Below are 15,602 nucleotides of genomic sequence, written 5' to 3'. Positions count from 1 at the left end.
AGACCGTGCAGCAGCGGGCCGACGGGGACACACCCCCGTCGGCCCGCTGCTTTGTCAGTGGTGCCCGATAACCTGCACCGACACGGACGGACGAGTGGACGAGGGGGGCGAAGGTGCGCGTACTCGGTGTGGACCCGGGGCTGACGCGATGCGGTGTCGGCGTCGTCGAGGGCGTCGCCGGCCGCCCCCTGACCATGCTCGGGGTGGGGGTCGTACGCACCCCCGCGGACGCGGAGTTGGGCCACCGGCTCGTCGCCATCGAGCAGGGCATCGAGGAATGGCTCGATACGCACCAGCCCGAAGTCGTCGCCGTGGAGCGGGTGTTCAGCCAGCACAACGTCAGCACCGTGATGGGCACCGCCCAGGCGAGCGCCGTCGCGATGCTGTGCGCCGCCCGCCGCGGGATACCGGTCGCCCTGCACACCCCCAGTGAGGTCAAGGCCGCCGTCACCGGCAGCGGCCGCGCCGACAAGGCCCAGGTCGGCGCGATGGTCACCCGGCTCCTGCGACTGGCCGCACCACCCAAACCGGCGGACGCCGCCGACGCCCTCGCCCTCGCCATCTGCCACATCTGGCGGGCCCCCGCCCAGAACCGCCTCCAGCAGGCGGTCGCCCTGCACGCCTCTGGCTCGAAAGGCCGTACCCGATGATCGCCTTCGTCAGCGGCCCCGTCGCCGCACTCGCCCCCACCCTCGCCGTGATCGAGGTCGGGGGAGTGGGCATGGCCGTGCAGTGCACGCCGAACACCATCGCCGGCCTGCGGACGGGGGAACAGGCCCGGCTGGCCACCTCCCTGGTCGTACGGGAGGACTCGCTCACCCTGTACGGATTCGCCGACGACGACGAACGCCAGGTTTTCGAGCTCCTGCAGACCGCGAGCGGGGTCGGGCCGAGGCTGGCCCAGGCGATGCTCGGCGTGCACAGCCCGGACGCGCTCCGGCTGGCCATCTCCACGGGGGACGAGAAGGCGCTGACGGCGGTGCCGGGCATCGGCAAGAGGGGCGCCCAGAAGCTGCTGCTGGAGCTCAAGGACAAGCTGGGTGCACCCCTGGGCGCGAGCGGGCTGGTGGGTGCGCAGCGCGCCGTCGCGGCGGGGCCGGCGCCGTGGACGGAGCAGCTGTCCGCCGCGCTGATCGGGCTGGGCTACGCCTCGCGGGAGGCGGAGGAGGCCGTCTCGGCGGTGACGCCGCAGGCCGAAGCGGCGATCGCCGCCGGCGGCTCGGCCCCGGTCCCGCAGCTCCTGCGAGCCGCCCTCCAGTCCCTGAACCGCGCCCGCTAGCCGCGCGCCGTCGGGGCCCGGACCTGCGCCTCAGTCGCCAGCGGGGCTCAAGGACCGGGGCTCCGCCCCGCACCCCGCCCCTCAAACGCCCGGGGGCTGGATTTGGCTCGGCGAGGCCGGATGCGGCCGGCACATGAAGGCCTGCGGCGCCCGAATCCAGCCTCGCCGGCGTTTGAGGCGCGGGTCCGGGCGGCGCCCGGGAAGCGCACCCGCAGGGCCCCACCACCCGCACGCGAACGATAAGGCAGAGTGACACCGTGAACTGGGACGACGAGACCAACGCAGACGAGAGCGAGCGACTCGTCGCGGCCTCGGCCGACGGGGAGGACACCGCCGTGGAGGCGGCCCTGCGGCCCAAGGACCTCGGGGAGTTCGTCGGCCAGGAGAAGGTCCGCCAGCAGCTGGACCTCGTCCTGAAGGCGGCCAGGCAGCGCGGAGCCACCGCCGATCACGTCCTGCTCTCCGGCGCGCCCGGCCTCGGCAAGACCACGCTGTCGATGATCATCGCGGCCGAGATGGGCGCGCCCATCCGCATCACCTCCGGCCCCGCCATCCAGCACGCGGGCGACCTCGCCGCCATCCTGTCCTCCCTCCAGGAGGGCGAGGTCCTCTTCCTCGACGAGATCCACCGCATGTCCCGGCCCGCCGAGGAGATGCTCTACATGGCCATGGAGGACTTCCGCGTCGACGTGATCGTCGGCAAGGGGCCGGGGGCCACCGCGATCCCGCTGGAGCTGCCGCCCTTCACCCTGGTCGGCGCCACCACCCGGGCCGGACTGCTGCCCCCTCCGCTGCGGGACCGTTTCGGCTTCACCGGGCACATGGAGTTCTACGCCCCCGAGGAGCTGGAGCGCGTCATCCACCGCTCCGCCCGCCTCCTCGATGTGGAGATCGACACCGACGGCGCCGCCGAGATCGCCGGGCGCTCCCGCGGCACCCCGCGCATCGCCAACCGCCTCCTGCGCCGCGTACGCGACTACGCCCAGGTACGGGCGGACGGCGTGATCAACCGCGAGGTCGCCGGTACCGCCCTCCAGGTCTACGAAGTGGACGCCCGCGGGCTCGACCGGCTGGACCGGGCCGTCCTGGAGGCGCTGCTCAAACTGTTCGGCGGCGGCCCCGTCGGGCTGTCCACCCTCGCCGTGGCGGTCGGCGAGGAGCGGGAGACCGTGGAAGAGGTCGCGGAGCCCTTCCTGGTCCGCGAGGGCCTGCTCGCGCGCACCCCCAGGGGACGGGTGGCGACGCCCGCCGCATGGGCTCACCTGGGGCTTGTGCCGCCGCAGCACGGGGGAAGTGGATCAAGCGGACAACAGGGCTTGTTCGGGGCCTGACGGCGCGGAGGTTCGCCCCCTCAGGAACTGCGGTGCCATGCTGGGCGTTGTTCCATCGGTGCGGACTCGCCTAGACTCCGCCGATGCCGACCCTTCGGGTCGGTATGCCCACCCCCCGTAGAAAAGGCCGCCGTCCGCGTGCGGTCGTGCGAAGGATCTCCGTCCCGTGAATCTCGTGACACTCCTCCCGTTCATCGTGCTCATCGGGGCGATGTTCCTGATGACCCGCTCCGCGAAGAAGAAGCAGCAGGCAGCCGCGCAGATGCGCGACCACATGACGCCCGGCACCGGGGTCCGCACCATCGGCGGCATGTACGCCACGGTGAAGGAGATCGGTGACGACACCGTCACCCTCGAGGTGTCTCCCGGTGTCCACGCGATCTTCGCGAAGAACGCCATCGGCGCCGTTCTCGAGGACGCGGAGTACAACCGCATCGTCCACGGCATCACCGAAGACGTGACGACCGACACGCCGGTCGTCCCGGACGACGCCTCCTCCCTCACCGAGGAGCCGAAGACGGACCTCACCAAGGACAAGGGCGAGGACGAGGCTCCCAAGCTCGACCTGGGCAAGAAGGACGGGGCCGAGGGCGACGACGAGCCCAAGGACGGCAAGGCCGACGGCGAGGCCGGCGCGAAGTAGCGCGCGGCGGGGGATCGTGGAGGCGCCAGACCGGCGGCCGCCGCGGTCCCCGGCAGTGACACTTCTGCGGGGGGCAGGGGTCCCCACCACACATTTCGTGGCCGTCCGCGCGCTGACCCGGCGCGGGGCGGTTGGACAGGGAGAAACGACAAGGTGGCAGCACCGAAGAAGGGCCGGCGGCCCACGGGGGCTCAGGGGAGGCCGGGGCGCGCCCTGGCGATCATCCTGATCGCGATGGTGGCGCTCACCGCGGGGATGTTCCTCTCGAAGCAGACGACTCCCCGGCTGGGCATCGACCTCGCCGGCGGCACGAGCATCACGCTCAAGGCCAAGAGCGAGCCCGGCAAAGAGAACGCCGTCAACGAGACCAACATGAACACGGCGGTCGGCATCATCGACCGCCGCGTCAACGGTCTCGGCGTGTCCGAGGCGGAGGTCCAGACCCAGGGCCGCGACCACATCATCGTGAACATCCCCAAGGGGACGAACGAGCAGCAGGCGCGCGAGCAGGTCGGCACCACCGCCCAGCTCTACTTCCGCCCGGTCATCGCGTTCGCGGACGGCGCCCCCGCCGCTCCCGAGGGCACCCAGAGCCCGAGCCCGAACCCCTCCGCGAGCGGTTCCGGTGCCCCCAAGGCCGAGGACGGCAAGAAGACCAGCCCCTCCGCCACCCCGTCGTCCAGCGCCACTTCCCAGGGCCGTGCGCTCAGCGAGGCCCTCAAGGCCCCGACGGCCCCCACTCCCTCGCCCTCGGCGAGCGAGTCGAAGAAGGCAGACGACACCAAGGCTCCGTCGCCGTCCGCGTCCGCGTCCGCGTCCGCTCCCGCGACGGCCGACGAGGCGGCCGCCGCCGACCTGCAGGCCAAGTTCGCCGCGCTCGACTGCACCAACGAGGCGCAGCGCGCCGCCGTCGGCAAGGGCGTCAAGCCCACGGACCCGACGCTCGCCTGCGGCCAGCGCGGCAACGCGTGGGGCAAGTGGGTGCTCGGACCGGCAGCGGTCGAGGGCAAGGACGTGAAGAGCGCCAAGGGCGTCATCGACCCGCAGACGGGTCAGTGGATCGTCACGATGGACTTCAACGACCGCGGTTCCGACGCCTTCGCCAAGGTCACCGGCGAGCTCGCGGCCAAGCAGATGCCGCAGAACCAGTTCGCGATCGTGCTCGACGGCGCCGTCGTCTCGGACCCGTCGGTCAGCACCGCGATCACGGGCGGCAACGCCCAGATCTCCGGCGGCTTCAACCAGCAGTCCGCGCAGGACCTGGGCAACATGCTCTCGTACGGCGCCCTGCCGCTGTCCTTCCAGGAGGACAGCGTCACCACCGTCACCGCCGCGCTCGGCGGCGAGCAGCTGCGGGCCGGCCTGATCGCCGGAGCCATCGGTCTGCTGCTCGTGGTGATCTACCTGCTGGTGTACTACCGGGGCCTGGCGTTCGTCGCCATCCTGAGCCTCCTGGTCTCCGCGGTCCTGACCTACACGATCATGTCGCTCCTCGGGAAGGGCATCGGCTTCGCGCTGAACCTGCCCGCCGTCTGCGGTGCGATCGTGGCGATCGGCATCACGGCGGACTCGTTCATCGTGTACTTCGAACGCATCCGGGACGAGATCCGCGAGGGCCGCACCCTGCGTCCGGCCGTCGAGCGGGCCTGGCCGCGCGCCCGGCGCACGATCCTGGTCTCCGACTTCGTGTCGTTCCTCGCCGCCGCGGTGCTGTTCATCGTGACCGTCGGCAAGGTGCAGGGCTTCGCCTTCACGCTGGGTCTGACGACCCTGCTCGACGTGGTCGTGGTGTTCCTCTTCACCAAGCCCGTCATGACGCTGCTGGCGCGCACGAAGTTCTTCGCCAGCGGTCACCCGTGGTCCGGGCTGGACCCGAAGCGGCTGGGTGCCAAGCCCCCGCTGCGCCGGTCCCGCCGTACCGGTTCCGCCCCCGCCCCCGTCGAAGCAAAGGAGGCGTGAGAGATGTCGAAGCTGGGAGATCTCGGCGCCAAGCTGTACCGCGGTGAGGTCGGCTACGACTTCGTCGGCAAGCGCTTTCTCTGGTACGGCGTTTCCATCCTGATCACCATCACGGCGATCGTCGCCCTGGCCGTTCAGGGCCTCAACATGGGCATCGAGTTCAAGGGCGGTGCCGTCTTCACCACCCCGAAGACGGCCGTCTCCGTCGCCAAGGCGACGGAAGCCGCGGAGAAGGCCTCGGGCCACGACGCGATCGTCCAGGAGCTCGGCACCGGCGGCCTGCGGATCCAGATCTCCGGTCTGGACACCGACGCGGCGACCGACGTCAAGAAGGTCCTCGCCACCGACCTCAAGGTCACCGAGGCCGACGTCAACGCCGACCTGGTCGGCCCCAGCTGGGGCGAGCAGATCGCGAACAAGGCCTGGACCGGCCTCGGGGTCTTCATGGTCCTCGTGGTGATCTACCTGGCCATCGCCTTCGAGTGGCGGATGGCGGTCGCCGCGCTGATCGCCCTGATCCACGACCTCACGATCACCGTCGGCGTGTACGCGCTCGTCGGCTTCGAGGTCACGCCCGGTACGGTCATCGGTCTGCTGACGATCCTCGGTTACTCCCTCTACGACACCGTCGTCGTCTTCGACGGTCTCAAGGAGGGCTCGAAGGACATCACCAAGCAGACCCGCTGGACGTACAGCGAGGTCGCCAACCGCAGCATCAACGGCACCCTGGTCCGCTCGATCAACACCACGGTCGTCGCGCTCCTCCCGGTCGCCGCGCTGCTCTTCATCGGCGGCGGCTTCCTGGGCGCCGGCATGCTGAACGACATCTCGCTGTCGCTGTTCGTCGGCCTCGCGGCCGGTGCGTACTCCTCGATCTTCATCGCGACCCCGCTGGTCGTGGACCTCAAGGAGCGCGAGCCGGCGATGAAGGCGCTGAAGAAGCGGGTGCTCGCGAAGCGGGCGGCCGCGGCGGCCAAGGGCGAGTCCCCGGACGACGGCTACGCGTCCGAGGACGAGCCGCAGGTTGTGGCGCAGGGCCGGCCGGGGCGGCGACGTTGACCGCGCCGCTGTCCGAGGACGTACGGGCCCTGCTGCTCGGCCGGATCAAGGACGTCGCGGACTACCCGAAGCCGGGCGTGATGTTCAAGGACATCACCCCGCTGCTGGCCGACCCGAAGGCCTTCGCGGCGCTGACGGACGCGCTGGTGGAGCTGGCCGGGCGGTACGGGGCGACGAAGATCGTCGGACTGGAGGCGCGGGGGTTCATCCTGGCGGCTCCGGTGGCCGTGCAGGCCGGGATCGGCTTCGTGCCCGTGCGCAAGGCCGGGAAGCTCCCGGGTGCGACGCTCGCACAGTCGTACGAGCTGGAGTACGGCACCGCGGAGATCGAGGTCCACGCGGAGGACCTGGCGGCGGGTGACCGGGTCATGGTCATCGACGACGTGCTGGCCACCGGCGGTACCGCCGAAGCCTCGCTCTCGCTGATCCGGCGGGCCGGCGCGGAGGTCGCGGGCGTGGCGGTCCTGATGGAGCTGTCGTTCCTCCCGGGCCGGGCCAAGCTGGGCCCGGCCCTGGACGGGGCTCCGCTGGACGCCCTGATCGTGGTCTGACATCTGCTGTGCCGAAGCGGCGGGTACCCGGGACATCCCGGGTGCCCGCCGCTTTCGTGTGCGGCTCCGCTGCGGGGGTCCGGGGCGGAGACCCGGCAGCGGGCCCGCACCGGAACGGTCGTGGTAGAGCCTCGGCGAACGGGGGCACGCAACCCTCGCTACCATGGGTTGTCCGGACCGGACACGGGCACCGGATCCTCCCCCACGCTTCGTCCGGGGGGACCCCCAGAGGAGCGCTCTTGCCAGACGAGGTCCAGCCAATCTCCGCCGCGCAGCCCGACCCGAAGGCCGAGCCGGCCAAGGCGGTTCCGGCCACGCCCCCGACGGCTCCGCCGGCCCCGCCGGTCAAGCCCGCGCCGGTGAAGTCGGCCGGGTCCTCGAACCGGGTGCGCGCCCGTCTCGCCCGGCTGGGCGTGCAGCGCTCGAACCCGTACAACCCGGTTCTGGAGCCCCTGCTCCGCATAGTCCGCAGCAACGACCCGAAGATCGAGACGTCGACGCTGCGCCAGCTCGAGCAGGCCTACCAGGTCGCCGAGCGCTGGCACCGCGGCCAGAAGCGCAAGAGTGGCGACCCGTACATCACCCACCCGCTCGCGGTGACCACGATCCTCGCCGAGCTCGGCATGGACCCGGCCACCCTGATGGCCGGTCTGCTGCACGACACCGTCGAGGACACCGAGTACGGCCTGGAGGACCTGCGCCGCGACTTCGGCGACGCCGTGGCCCTCCTCGTCGACGGCGTCACCAAGCTGGACCGGGTGAAGTTCGGCGAGGCCGCCCAGGCCGAGACGGTCCGCAAGATGGTCGTGGCGATGGCCAAGGACCCGCGCGTCCTCGTCATCAAGCTCGCCGACCGGCTGCACAACATGCGCACCATGCGCTACCTCAAGCGGGAGAAGCAGGAGAAGAAGGCCCGCGAGACGATCGAGATCTACGCCCCGCTGGCGCACCGCCTGGGCATGAACACGATCAAGTGGGAGCTGGAGGACCTCTCCTTCGCGATCCTCTACCCGAAGATGTACGACGAGATCGTCCGCCTGGTCGCCGAGCGGGCGCCCAAGCGCGACGAGTACCTCGCCGTCGTCACCGACGAGGTGATGGTCGACCTCAGAGCCGCCCGGATCAAGGCCACCGTCACGGGCCGCCCGAAGCACTACTACAGCGTCTACCAGAAGATGATCGTCCGCGGCCGCGACTTCGCGGAGATCTACGACCTGGTGGGCATCCGCGTCCTCGTCGACACCGTCCGGGACTGCTACGCGGCCCTCGGCACCGTGCACGCGCGCTGGAACCCGGTCCCGGGCCGGTTCAAGGACTACATCGCGATGCCCAAGTTCAACATGTACCAGTCGCTCCACACGACGGTCATCGGGCCGAGCGGCAAGCCCGTCGAACTGCAGATCCGCACCTTCGACATGCACCGCCGCGCCGAGTACGGCATCGCCGCGCACTGGAAGTACAAGCAGCAGACGGTCGCCGGCACCTCCAAGGTCCGCACCGACGTCCCGCAGGCCGCCAAGGGCAGCGCCGGCCAGGACACGGTCAACGACATGGCCTGGCTGCGCCAGCTGCTGGACTGGCAGAAGGAGACCGAGGACCCGGGCGAGTTCCTCGACTCGCTGCGCTTCGACCTCTCCCGCAACGAGGTCTTCGTCTTCACCCCCAAGGGCGACGTCATCGCGCTGCCCGCCGGTGCCACCCCCGTGGACTTCGCCTACGCGGTCCACACCGAGGTCGGCCACCGGACGATAGGCGCCAGGGTCAACGGCCGCCTGGTGCCGCTGGAGTCCACGCTCGACAACGGCGATCTGGTCGAGGTCTTCACCTCCAAGGCCGAGGGCGCGGGCCCGTCCCGCGACTGGCTCGGCTTCGTCAAGTCCCCGCGGGCCCGCAACAAGATCCGCGGCTGGTTCTCCAAGGAGCGCCGCGACGAGGCCATCGAGCACGGCAAGGACGCCCTCGCGCGGGCCATGCGCAAGCAGAACCTGCCGATCCAGCGCATCCTCACCGGCGACTCGCTCGTCACCCTCGCCCACGAGATGCGCTACCCCGACATCTCCTCCCTGTACGCGGCGATCGGCGAGGGCCACGTGGCCGCGCAGGGCGTCGTACAGAAGCTGGTGGCGGCCCTCGGCGGCGAGGAAGCGGCCAACGAGGACATCGAGGAGTCGATCCCGCCCGCCCGCGCCCGCAGCAAGCGGCGCAGCAGCGCCGACCCGGGCGTCGTCGTCAAGGGCGTCGACGACGTGTGGGTCAAGCTGGCCCGCTGCTGCACCCCGGTGCCGGGCGACCCGATCATCGGGTTCGTCACCCGCGGCAGTGGCGTATCGGTTCACCGCGCGGACTGCGTCAACGTCGACTCGCTCTCCCAGCAGCCCGAGCGGATGCTGGAGGTCGAGTGGGCGCCCACCCAGTCCTCGGTCTTCCTCGTCGCCATCCAGGTCGAGGCGCTGGACCGGTCCCGGCTGCTGTCGGACGTCACCCGGGTCCTCTCGGACCAGCACGTCAACATCCTCTCGGCGGCCGTCCAGACCTCCCGCGACCGGGTGGCCACCTCCCGGTTCACCTTCGAGATGGGCGACCCGAAGCACCTGGGCCACGTCCTGAAGGCCGTTCGGGGTGTGGAGGGCGTCTACGACGTCTACCGTGTTACCTCTGCAAGGAGGCCCTGACCAAGGCCTGACCGCCGCTCCGATGCCACCCCGGGGGGACCACGTGGCCGGCAACGACGTCTTCCCCGCCGGGCTCGCCCGCCGCTACCGTCCGATCGACGTGCTCGGACGGGGCGGCATGGGCGTGGTGTTCGAGGCGGAGGACACCCGGCTGCGGCGCCGGGTGGCGGTGAAGGTGCTGTCGGCCGTCGGCGCGAGCCTTCCGCACGAGATGCAGCGGCGGTTCGTGGCCGAGGCCATCGCGCTGGCCCGGATCCGCCACCGGGGCGTGGTGGGCATCCACGACTCCGGGTTCGACACCCTCAGCGGCACGCCGTACCTGGTGATGGAGATGCTCGACGGGGCCGATCTCTCGCTCCTCGGCGCCGGCGGCGCGCTGTCCGTGCCCGCGGCCTGCTGGATCGCCGCCGAGACCCTCGACGCGCTGGACTCCGCCCACAAGAGCGGGGTGCTGCACCGCGACGTGAAGCCGGGCAACATCCGGGTGAGCCGGACGGGCCACGTGATCCTGTACGACTTCGGGCTCGCCGTGGTGACCGAGCAGCCGCGCAGCACCAGGGGCGACGACCGGCTGATCGGCACTCCGCAGTACATGGCGCCGGAACGGATCGAAGGACTGACTCCCGTGGAGGCCACCGACCTCTACGGGGTCGGCGCCTGCATGCACTTCATGCTCACCGGCCGGCCCCCGTTCGAGAGCGATCCCGAGGAGTTCGGTGACCTCGTCCTGCGGGCCGCCAAGGGGATTCCCTCGCTGCGCAGCCGGGGAGTGGCCGGGCTGCCGGACGGTCTGATCGAGGCCGTGGACGCGTTGTGCGCGAGGGACTTCCGCGACCGGCCGACGGACGCGGGCACGGCCGCGGCACTCCTGCGGCGCTGGGCGGACGGCGGGAAGGAACACGTCGAACAGCTCATCACCCGGCACCTGCTGCAAGGGGCACCCGAATCCGCGCACCCGGCGGAGGCACCCGAGTACGACTGGTCCGAGGTGGACGTCACGGACGTCCCCGTGCGCCGGCTGCTGCCGGACGCACTCCCCCGGGAGAGCGCTCCTCCGGCGCAGGACGAGGAGCTCTGGGAGCGGCCTCCGGGGCGCCGGCCGGGCCCGATCACGCTGAGCGAGGTCACCCGCAAGCTGGTGCACAGCCGGATGACCGCGAGCACCGCCCTGTCCCGCCAGCGCGAGGCGGTCGGCCTGGTACTGCGGGGCGAGCTCCAAGAGGCCGCCCAGCTCCTCTCCGGCGTCACCCCCTTCTGCGAGGAGACGCTGGGCCCGGCCCATCCGACCACGCTCGCCTGCCAGTACTGGCAGGCTGTGTGCCTGGCCCGGATGGGCAAGGCGAAGAAGGCGCTGGAACTGTTCGCGTGGATCAGCGCACACCACGGACAGGGGAGGGACGCGACGGATGCGTGAGTACGACTTACGGGTGGATCCGTACAGACCGGGGCTGGGGCCGGAGACCGAACTGCGGTCGCTGCTGCTCTGGCTGCGCGAGGACGAGACGGTACGCCGCGAGGCGCGCGGGCGGATCGGCAGCAGCCCGGCGATCGCCGCGCCCGGCGGCACGCCCATGGGCTCCCCCGGCTTCGACCTCCTCCAACTGGCCGTCGGAACCAGCCTGTCCACCGGATCGCTGGTGTTCTCCGTGCTCCAGTGGCAGGCGTCGCGCCGCCGGCCTCCCGCCCTCACCGTGCGCCGCGGCCCGTACGAGATCACGCTCACCGGGGACGAGGCCGACGACCCCGAGGCCCTGCACCGCATCGTCGCGGCGCTGGAGAACGGAAGCGGGGACGCTGACCCGGACGAGGCCGATGACGGGACTGCCTGACCCCGCGGCCTCCCGGGCGGTCGTCATCGGCAGCGCCGCGTACCGGCACCTGGCGGCGCTCCCGGCCGTCGAGGCCAACGTGAAGGACCTGGCCGCCGAGCTGTGCGACGCGACCGTCTGGGGGCTGCCCGAGCAGCACTGCACGCTCGTGCTCGACCCGCAGCACCCCGCCGAACTCCTCGACCCCGTCAACCGGGCGGGGGAGGAGGCCACCGACACGCTGCTGGTCTACTACGCCGGGCACGGCATGCGGGACGCGGCGACCGCCGACCTCTACCTCGCCCTCCAGGGCTCCCGCGAGCATGTCGGCTACACCGCCGTCGCCTACCAGCACCTGCGCTCCGCCCTGCGCGACTCCGGGGCCCGCCGCAAGGTGGTCGTCCTCGACTGCTGCTTCAGCGGCCGGGCCGCCTCCACCCTCGCGGGGGAGCGGGACGCGCTCGCCGCGCAGGCCGCCGTGGAGGGCGCGTACGTCCTCACCGCATCCCCGCGCGACAGGGTCGCACTGGCCCCCGACGGAGAACGGCACACCGCCTTCACCGGCGAACTGCTGACCATCCTGCGCGACGGGATCCCCGACGGACCCGAACTGATCGACCTGGAAACCCTCTGCCGCACCATGGAGGGCCGGCTGCGCGCCAAGAACCGTCCGCTGCCCCAGCACGCCCAGGAGATGGGCATGGGCCGGCTGCGGCTGGTACGCAACCGGGCGCGCGCCGTGCGCGGCACCCCGGCCGGCCCGGTCCTCGCCGCCGACGTCAGCTCCGCCATGGTCGTGGCCGGCCTCGGGCTCGCCCGTACGCTGCGCGCCGCAGGCCGCACCCGGGACGCGCTGCCCGTGCTGCGCCTCGCCCTGCAGGAACGGGCGCCGGACGGGGAGAGCGACCTCCTCGCCGTCCAGCTCGAACTCTCCGACATGCTGGAGGAGACCGGACAGACCCGCGAGGCCATCGAGGTACTGGAGCAGGCCTTCCAGCAGGTGCACCGGTTCTACGGGCCCGAGGCCGTCCAGGTGTGCAGGCGGCTGGCCGCACTGCTCCAGGAATCCGGCAACCACATCCAGGCCTGCGCGGTCCTCGAACACGCCCTGGACCTGCTCCAGGACGGCAGCCGGGTCCGCCCGTGACACGAGAACGGGCGGGCACCACCGCTGTCACGGTGGTGCCCGCCCGCACGCAGTCCTCCGGCGACCGTCAGCCCCCGAACTCCTCCAGGCCCTTCAGGGCCTGGTCCAGCAGAGCCTGGCGGCCCTCCAGCTCACGCGCCAGCTTGTCGGCCTTCGCGTTGTTGCCGGCCGCACGAGCCGCGTCGATCTGCGTGCGCAGCTTGTCGACCGCCGCCTGGAGCTGACCCGTCAGACCGGCCGCACGCGCCCGCGCCTCCGGGTTCGTACGACGCCACTCGCCCTCTTCGGCCTCCTGGATCGCCCGCTCCACCGTGTGCATCCGGCCCTCGACCTTCGGCCGGGCGTCGCGCGGCACGTGGCCGATGGCCTCCCAGCGCTCGTTGAGGGAACGGAACGCGGCGCGGGCCGCCTTCAGGTCCGTGATCGGGACGAGCTTCTCGGCCTCGTCGGCCAGCTCCTCCTTCAGCTTCAGGTTCTCGGTCTGCTCGGCGTCGCGCTCCGCGAACACCTCGCTGCGGGCCGCGAAGAACACGTCCTGCGCACCGCGGAAACGGTTCCACAGGTCGTCCTCGGACTCGCGCTGCGCCCGGCCAGCCGCCTTCCAGTCCGCCATCAGCTCGCGGTAGCGGGCGGCCGTCGGACCCCAGTCGGTCGACTTCGACAGCGACTCGGCCTCCGCGACCAGCTTCTCCTTGACCTTGCGGGCATCCTCGCGCTGTGCGTCCAGCGAGGCGAAGTGCGCCTTGCGGCGCTTGGAGAAGGCGGAGCGGGCGTGCGAGAACCGGTGCCACAGCTCGTCGTCCGACTTGCGGTCCAGGCGCGGCAGCCCCTTCCAGATGTCCACCAGGGCGCGCAGCCGCTCGCCGGCACTGCGCCACTGGTCGCTCTGCGCGAGCTGCTCGGCCTCGACGACCAGCGCGTCCTTGGCCGCACGGGCCTCGTCCGTCTGCTTCGCCTTCTGGGCCTTGCGCTCCTCGCGCCGCGACTCCACGGTCTCGACCAGCTTGTCCAGCCGCACGCGCAGGGCGCCGAGGTCGCCCACGGCGTGGTGCTCGTCGACCTGGGTGCGCAGGTGGTCGATCGCCGTCTGCGCGTCCTTGGCGGACAGATCAGTGGTCCGCACCCGCTTTTCGAGGAGGCCGATCTCGACCACCAGGCCCTCGTACTTGCGCTCGAAATAGGCCAGGGCCTCCTCAGGGGTGCCCGCCTGCCACGAACCGACGACCTGCTCGCCCTCGGAAGTACGCACGTACACGGTGCCCGTCTCGTCGACTCGGCCCCACGGGTCGCTGCTCACAGCGCCTCCTCCACCTGATGCCTGCGAGGGGTTCACCCCCTGGGCATCGTCCACAGTTTCCTGGGGCGGGCAGCGCCCGCCCTGCACAACGCCAACATAGGCGACCGCCGGGCCGGCTGTCCGCATCCCGCACGACGGAATATCGGCGTACGGGGGGCGGGCCGGCAAGGCCCGGGGCTGCCGCATCCCGTCAGTTCTGGGTGACGGTGCCCTTCTCGATCTTGACCTCGGTCTTCGGCGCGCCGTCCTGGCCGCCGTCGACCGTACCGGCCTTGGCGATCTCCTCGAGGACCTTCAGGCCGGCCGCGTCGATCTTGCCGAACGGGGTGTACGACGGCGCCAGCGGGCTGTCCTTGTAGACCAGGAAGAACTGGCTGCCGCCCGAGCCGGGCTGGCCCGTGTTGGCCATCGCGACCGTGCCCGCCGGGTAGATGACCTGACCCTGCTCGTTGGCCTTGCCGAGCGAGTCCAGGTTCTCGTCCGGGATGTTGTAGCCCGGGCCGCCCCGGCCGGTGCCCTCGGGGTCGCCGCACTGCAGCACGAAGATCCCGCCGGCCGTCAGCCGGTGGCACTTCGTGTTGTCGAAGTACTTCTTGTCGGCGAGCGACTTGAACGAGTTGACGGTCTGCGGGGTCTTCGCCGCGTCCATCGTGAAGTTGATGTCGCCCGCGGTCGTCTTGAGGGCGAAGGTGTACTTCGCCTTCTGGTCGATCGCCATCTCCGGCGAGGGGGACTGCTTGGGCTCGGGCTCCGACGGCGAGGCCGACGGGTTCGCGGCCGGGTCCGCGGCCTGGTCCTTCTTGTCCTTGCTGAAGACGCCGCCCGCGATCAGGCCGACCAGCGTCGCGACCACCACGGCCACCGCCGCGCCGATCACCGCCATACGCTGGCGCGCCTTCTTGCGGGCCTCGGCCCGGCGCGCCTGCTGGCGCTCGTACTTCTCCCTGGCGAGCTGTCGCCGCCGCTGATCGCTCGTGACCACGGGGTCGTCTCCTTGTACGTGTCTGGTACTGCTGTCCGGGCTGGGATAGGCCGTACCGTATATGGGTTCGCTGTGTAATGAGCGGCGCCGGTAGGCTCTGAGCAGCAGGATTCCGACCTGCAGCCTCCCGCCGGACGACGATTGAGGACGAACGTGCTGATTGCCGGGTTCCCCGCAGGGGCCTGGGGGACCAACTGTTACGTGGTCGCCCCCGCCGCCGGTGAGGAGTGCGTCATCATCGACCCGGGCCACCAGGCCGCCCAGGGTGTCGAGGAGACGCTGAAGAAGCATCGGCTCAAGCCCGTCGCGGTCGTGCTGACCCATGGCCACATCGATCATGTGGCCTCGGTGGTCCCGGTGTGCGGAGCACACGACGTACCGGCCTGGATCCACCCCGAGGACCGCTACATGATGAGCGACCCGGAGAAGGCCCTCGGCCGCTCCATCGGGATGCCGCTCATGGGCGAGCTGACCGTGGGGGAGCCGGACGACGTCCGCGAACTGGCCGACGGCGCCGCGCTGAAATTGGCCGGAATGGACTTCTCCGTGGCGCACGCGCCGGGGCATACCAAGGGGTCGGTGACCTTCCGGATGCCCGAGCTGGCCGACATCCCGCCGGTCTTCTTCTCGGGTGACCTGCTCTTCGCCGGCTCCATCGGACGCACCGACCTGCCCGGCGGCTCCCACGCCGAGATGCTCGAGTCGCTGGGCCGCGTGTGCCTGCCGCTCGACGACTCGACCGTGGTGCTGTCCGGCCACGGTCCCCAGACCACCATCGGCCGCGAGCGCGCGACCAACCCGTACCTGCGGGAGGTCGCCGCCGGCCTGGCAGCGGACCCGACAGCCGCTCCACGACGAGGAATGTGACGAGACT

14 protein-coding genes are annotated in these 15,602 nt (G+C 71.3%); 12 read left to right on the top strand and 2 right to left on the bottom strand.

What is annotated here, in order from left to right; genetic code table 11:
- The first annotated feature begins 113 nt into the window (after positions 1 to 113).
- From ruvC to OG472_RS11490, 11 genes are all read left to right on the top strand, one after another.
- The gene (gene ruvC / locus OG472_RS11540; RefSeq protein ID WP_361767727.1) at positions 114 to 650 is read left to right on the top strand and encodes a crossover junction endodeoxyribonuclease RuvC; all 537 of its coding nucleotides are present in this window, start codon (positions 114 to 116) and stop codon (positions 648 to 650) included.
- Positions 647 to 1,279 (top strand): Holliday junction branch migration protein RuvA, encoded by a 633-nt coding sequence (gene ruvA, locus OG472_RS11535; protein WP_405829322.1) that lies wholly within the window; start codon positions 647 to 649, stop codon positions 1,277 to 1,279. Before ruvC ends, ruvA begins: the two co-directional genes overlap by 4 nt.
- Before the next feature lie 257 nt (positions 1,280 to 1,536).
- Positions 1,537 to 2,610, top strand: a complete 1,074-nt coding sequence (ruvB, locus tag OG472_RS11530) for a Holliday junction branch migration DNA helicase RuvB (RefSeq protein WP_030706273.1) — start codon at positions 1,537 to 1,539, stop codon at positions 2,608 to 2,610.
- Positions 2,611 to 2,776: 166 nt separating this feature from the next.
- The gene (gene yajC, locus OG472_RS11525) at positions 2,777 to 3,253 is read left to right on the top strand and encodes a preprotein translocase subunit YajC (RefSeq protein ID WP_405829320.1); all 477 of its coding nucleotides are present in this window, start codon (positions 2,777 to 2,779) and stop codon (positions 3,251 to 3,253) included.
- 153 nt (positions 3,254 to 3,406) lie between these two features.
- Positions 3,407 to 5,212 carry a protein translocase subunit SecD gene (secD, locus tag OG472_RS11520; RefSeq protein WP_405829319.1) on the top strand — a complete coding sequence of 602 codons (1,806 nt, stop codon included), beginning with the start codon at positions 3,407 to 3,409 and terminating at the stop codon, positions 5,210 to 5,212.
- 3 nt (positions 5,213 to 5,215) lie between these two features.
- Positions 5,216 to 6,271 carry a protein translocase subunit SecF gene (secF, locus tag OG472_RS11515; RefSeq protein ID WP_401609347.1) on the top strand — a complete coding sequence of 352 codons (1,056 nt, stop codon included), beginning with the start codon at positions 5,216 to 5,218 and terminating at the stop codon, positions 6,269 to 6,271.
- Positions 6,268 to 6,822, top strand: a complete 555-nt coding sequence (locus tag OG472_RS11510) for an adenine phosphoribosyltransferase (protein WP_405829317.1) — start codon at positions 6,268 to 6,270, stop codon at positions 6,820 to 6,822. The genes secF and OG472_RS11510 overlap by 4 nt, the downstream gene beginning before the upstream one ends.
- Before the next feature lie 239 nt (positions 6,823 to 7,061).
- On the top strand, positions 7,062 to 9,494 hold the full coding sequence (locus OG472_RS11505) for a RelA/SpoT family protein (protein WP_383572819.1): 2,433 nt from the start codon (positions 7,062 to 7,064) through the stop codon (positions 9,492 to 9,494).
- Between the two features lie 43 nt (positions 9,495 to 9,537).
- Complete coding sequence (locus tag OG472_RS11500) at positions 9,538 to 10,908, top strand: protein kinase domain-containing protein (protein WP_405941382.1); 1,371 nt, start codon at positions 9,538 to 9,540, stop codon at positions 10,906 to 10,908.
- 13 nt (positions 10,909 to 10,921) lie between these two features.
- Positions 10,922 to 11,323, top strand: coding sequence for an effector-associated constant component EACC1 (locus tag OG472_RS11495; protein ID WP_405941381.1), 402 nt, complete (start codon positions 10,922 to 10,924; stop codon positions 11,321 to 11,323).
- Positions 11,307 to 12,449, top strand: coding sequence for a caspase, EACC1-associated type (locus OG472_RS11490; protein ID WP_401609359.1), 1,143 nt, complete (start codon positions 11,307 to 11,309; stop codon positions 12,447 to 12,449). Before OG472_RS11495 ends, OG472_RS11490 begins: the two co-directional genes overlap by 17 nt.
- Positions 12,450 to 12,516: 67 nt before the next feature.
- On the opposite strand, the gene OG472_RS11485 is transcribed toward OG472_RS11490, so the two are convergent.
- Complete coding sequence (locus tag OG472_RS11485) at positions 12,517 to 13,746, bottom strand: DUF349 domain-containing protein (protein WP_401609361.1); 1,230 nt, start codon at positions 13,744 to 13,746, stop codon at positions 12,517 to 12,519.
- 190 nt (positions 13,747 to 13,936) lie between these two features.
- Complete coding sequence (locus tag OG472_RS11480; protein WP_405941380.1) at positions 13,937 to 14,728, bottom strand: peptidylprolyl isomerase; 792 nt, start codon at positions 14,726 to 14,728, stop codon at positions 13,937 to 13,939.
- A gap of 153 nt (positions 14,729 to 14,881) precedes the next feature.
- On the opposite strand from OG472_RS11480, the gene OG472_RS11475 reads away from it, so the two are divergent.
- Entirely contained in the window at positions 14,882 to 15,595 is a 714-nt protein-coding gene (locus OG472_RS11475) for an MBL fold metallo-hydrolase (RefSeq protein ID WP_319721132.1), read from the top strand.
- Positions 15,596 to 15,602 lie beyond the last annotated feature (7 nt).

Source organism: Streptomyces sp. NBC_00207 (assembly GCF_045160965.1).
In the GTDB taxonomy this organism is placed as follows: Bacteria; Actinomycetota; Actinomycetes; order Streptomycetales; family Streptomycetaceae; genus Streptomyces.
Note: the sequence above shows the minus strand (reverse complement) of the source record. Positions and strands in the feature narration are given on the sequence as shown.

Excerpts from the sequence above, each read along its gene's own strand:
- ruvA (WP_405829322.1), top strand. The coding sequence starts at position 647 with ATGATCGCCTTCGTCAGCGGCCCCGTCGCCGCACTCGCCCCCACCCTC.
- secF (WP_401609347.1), top strand. The coding sequence starts at position 5,216 with ATGTCGAAGCTGGGAGATCTCGGCGCCAAGCTGTACCGCGGTGAGGTC.
- OG472_RS11490 (WP_401609359.1), top strand. The coding sequence starts at position 11,307 with ATGACGGGACTGCCTGACCCCGCGGCCTCCCGGGCGGTCGTCATCGGC.